At 34.6% G+C, this 2,980-nt stretch carries 4 protein-coding genes and 4 tRNA genes; 3 read left to right on the top strand and 5 right to left on the bottom strand.

Annotated elements, in window-relative coordinates; genetic code table 11:
* Positions 1–85: 85 nt before the first annotated feature.
* The 5 genes from NE544_RS11785 to NE544_RS11805 form a co-directional block, all read right to left on the bottom strand.
* Positions 86–159 (bottom strand) — tRNA-Gly (locus NE544_RS11785).
* A 9-nt stretch (positions 160–168) separates the two neighbouring features.
* Positions 169–244, bottom strand: a tRNA-Gln gene (locus tag NE544_RS11790).
* Positions 245–249: 5 nt separating this feature from the next.
* Positions 250–333, bottom strand: a tRNA-Tyr gene (locus NE544_RS11795).
* A gap of 7 nt (positions 334–340) precedes the next feature.
* Positions 341–416 (bottom strand) — tRNA-Val (locus tag NE544_RS11800).
* Between the two features lie 38 nt (positions 417–454).
* Positions 455–919, bottom strand: coding sequence for a hypothetical protein (locus NE544_RS11805; RefSeq protein ID WP_256269473.1), 465 nt, complete (start codon positions 917–919; stop codon positions 455–457).
* Between the two features lie 79 nt (positions 920–998).
* Here NE544_RS11805 and NE544_RS11810 point away from each other — a divergent pair, with 79 nt between their 5' ends.
* From NE544_RS11810 to NE544_RS11820, 3 genes are all read left to right on the top strand, one after another.
* The gene (locus tag NE544_RS11810; protein WP_256269474.1) at positions 999–1,967 is read left to right on the top strand and encodes a rod shape-determining protein; all 969 of its coding nucleotides are present in this window, start codon (positions 999–1,001) and stop codon (positions 1,965–1,967) included.
* Positions 1,968–2,119: 152 nt separating this feature from the next.
* The gene (locus NE544_RS11815) at positions 2,120–2,263 is read left to right on the top strand and encodes a hypothetical protein (protein ID WP_256269475.1); all 144 of its coding nucleotides are present in this window, start codon (positions 2,120–2,122) and stop codon (positions 2,261–2,263) included.
* Positions 2,264–2,268: 5 nt separating this feature from the next.
* Entirely contained in the window at positions 2,269–2,913 is a 645-nt protein-coding gene (locus tag NE544_RS11820) for a hypothetical protein (RefSeq protein ID WP_118114276.1), read from the top strand.
* Positions 2,914–2,980: the final 67 nt, after the last annotated feature.

Raw genomic sequence — 2,980 nt, forward strand, 5'->3', positions numbered from 1 at the left:
ACCGCTGACCCTCTGCTTGTAAGGCAGATGCTCTCCCAACTGAGCTAAACCTCCAAAACTTGCCATACAAAGGGATTAAAATAAATGGAGCAGGTGATGAGAATCGAACTCATGTAGTCAGCTTGGAAGGCTGAAGTTCTACCATTGAACTACACCTGCAACAAATAATGGCTGGGGTACCTGGATTCGAACCAGGGAAATGCAGGAGTCAAAGTCCTGTGCCTTACCGCTTGGCTATACCCCAATAAGTGGTGGAGAAGGACAGATTCGAACTGCCGAACCAAAAGGAACTGAGTTACAGTCAGCCGCGTTTAGCCACTTCGCTACTTCTCCATCAACATGGTGGAGGTTAACGGGCTCGAACCGCTGACCCTCTGCTTGTAAGGCAGATGCTCTCCCAACTGAGCTAAACCTCCATGTTTTTTCATCGCAAACTCGTTTGCGCTCATTTATATTACCAAAGGATATTTGGGATGTCAACGGAATTTTTAATTTTTTTTATAAAATTTTCAAATTTTAATTCAAGAGCCTTTATATAAAGCTTTTTTATTGTTTTATTATTTATTCTTTTTTGCTCCTCAAACAAATATCCATTATGCACAACATACATTTTTGACAAAATCACTGAATATTTTTTACCAAACACAATCTTTTCTTGGATACAATCCAATCGTTTAATCAATTCAAGATCTGAAACATAATGAATATATGTATTATAATACTGACAATACTCTTTCAATTGTTTCGACTCATCTGGAAAAACAATATATACAGGAATACCTGCTTTTTGAAACGTTGGACTCCACAACAAAAATAAATCATGATAGCCTAAAGTTTTTTCTAACTCAATAGAGTCCAGCACTACCAAAAGCGATGTATCCTTTATATTCGGTATTTGGATTTTTTCAATTTTGTTCATTTATATATGTAGGAATGCATGCATATTGTATCACAATTTAACCTGGTGTAAAATATAGGCATATATTAGGAGGGGTTACATGATTCAAATGGGAATTGATTTGGGTACAAACTACATTCGACTTTGTACACAAGAAGATGGTCTACTATATAATGAGCCATGCATGGTTGCGCTTGATGGGCAAAATCATGTTTTAGGCATTGGTGAAGACGCTAAGGATTTAATCGAATCCATGGATTCAAATATTAAAGTAATATCTCCCTTACGTGAAAATCCAATTAACTTTGACGTTCTAGACATACTCCTAGAACAACTACTATATGAACACAAAGCTTTTCGTATGTTTCAAAAAACTGTTTTATTGGTCAGCTATCCAACTAGTTTCAGTAAAGAATCATGCGACATATTGAAAGAACACCTTGAAGATTTAGGTGCTTACCGCGTTTATTTTGAACAAGAAATTTGGATTGCTGCTATTGGCGCAAAACTCGATTTATTTTTACCCGTTGCTAGCTGTGTATTAAACATCGGTTCTTCAAACTGTGATATCGCAATCTTCCAAAACGGCAAGATGATCAAAAAATCTCGTTGCAACGTATCTGGAAGTACAATCAACATCGCCATTAAAAACTGGCTATTTAACTCCTACAACATGAATGTATCAACAAAACAAGTTGAAAAAATCAAGCGTAAGATTGGACAGGTTAATATTCAGCAAAATCCCAAAAGTCTTGAAGTTGTTGGCATGGACCAAAATAGTCATGTACTAAAATCCGCAATCATTAACGAAAATCAAATAGTTGGAATCCTAACACCCTTAGTACAACAATGGGCCAACTGGATTCTACAATTTTTATCTAGCTTGCCAATCACAATGCAGCAAGATGTAAAAACTCGCGGAATCATATGTTGTGGTGGATCCATGTTATTAAATGGACTACCTTCCTATCTACAAAACACAATAGGATGTCCAATCTTTGTCACAGACGATCCAATCAATACAGTTTCTGCAGGATTAATGATTCTTTTATCCCGCATGGAAGATTAAGCTCAATTTAAGGAAAATCATTTAACATTAAACCGTAAACAGCAGAACACTTATTCATATCCTATTCCCTTTTCTCTTAATGCTGTTTCAAAAGCTCCCAATGGGAGTTTTTCTTTTTGTGTGATATAATTTGTTCCATTAGGAGGACCTTTATGAACAAAAATATCGTATCATCAATCTTATATTTAATCGCAGCCATCTGCTTATTTATATTCGCCTATAACCTGACTTATACATTCCTATATATAGGTATCTTATTTTTAGCCATCGCAACAATCTATTCAAAGAAGGTTTAAAAATAATGAAAAGGAAAAGCAGCAACAACACATGGCTATTTACAATCTGTATTGCCTTAATAGCTGTAGTATTCGGATTCGTATCCTTTATACCAGTAAATATAGAATTTATTAAGCCATTTATCATATATTTTGATCCAACCAAATTGTTATCAAACTTACCATTATGGATCTTCACAAACTGCATTATCGCACTTTATTCACATTCTGAAAAAACATCTATGTTAAATACAACCCTATTCAACATTGTTTGTTTTGTAAGTTATTCACTATTCTCAACGATACTTGCACACACAATGCCAAAAGATATGTTTCTAACATGGATACTATTCACTTTAATTTGGACAATATTTAGTTATTTAGTATGGTCAGCCAATCGACAAGATACGAAAGGATGGATTCTTTCAACCATTCTTTTAGCCATACTATTTAGCACATGCTTCACATATACAGATAACACAATATCCAGTACGACCATTTTAAATTTTTTACTCTATGTATTCCTTGTAGTAGTCCTATATAAAGGAACAAAAGAAACATTGATTATTGTGATTTTGTCTATTATTTTAGCCTTGATTCTTAGTAAAATAAAAATTCAAATAATTTTTACAAAAAGTGCTTGCATTTATTTTAACTCGGTGCTATTATAAATAGGCACTTACGGAGGTTTAGCTCAGTTGGGAGAGCATCTGCCTTACAAGCAGAGGGTCAGCGGTT

Origin of the sequence: Holdemanella sp. MSK.7.32 (assembly GCF_024460475.1) — a bacterium.
Taxonomy (GTDB): domain Bacteria; phylum Bacillota_I; class Bacilli_A; order Erysipelotrichales; family Erysipelotrichaceae; genus Holdemanella.

Bases quoted from the DNA above. Each gene is read 5' to 3' on its own strand.
- NE544_RS11810 (WP_256269474.1), top strand. From the start codon at position 999: ATGATTCAAATGGGAATTGATTTGGGTACAAACTACATTCGACTTTGT.
- NE544_RS11815 (WP_256269475.1), top strand. From the start codon at position 2,120: ATGAACAAAAATATCGTATCATCAATCTTATATTTAATCGCAGCCATC.
- NE544_RS11805 (WP_256269473.1), bottom strand. From the start codon at position 919: ATGAACAAAATTGAAAAAATCCAAATACCGAATATAAAGGATACATCG.
- NE544_RS11820 (WP_118114276.1), top strand. From the start codon at position 2,269: ATGAAAAGGAAAAGCAGCAACAACACATGGCTATTTACAATCTGTATT.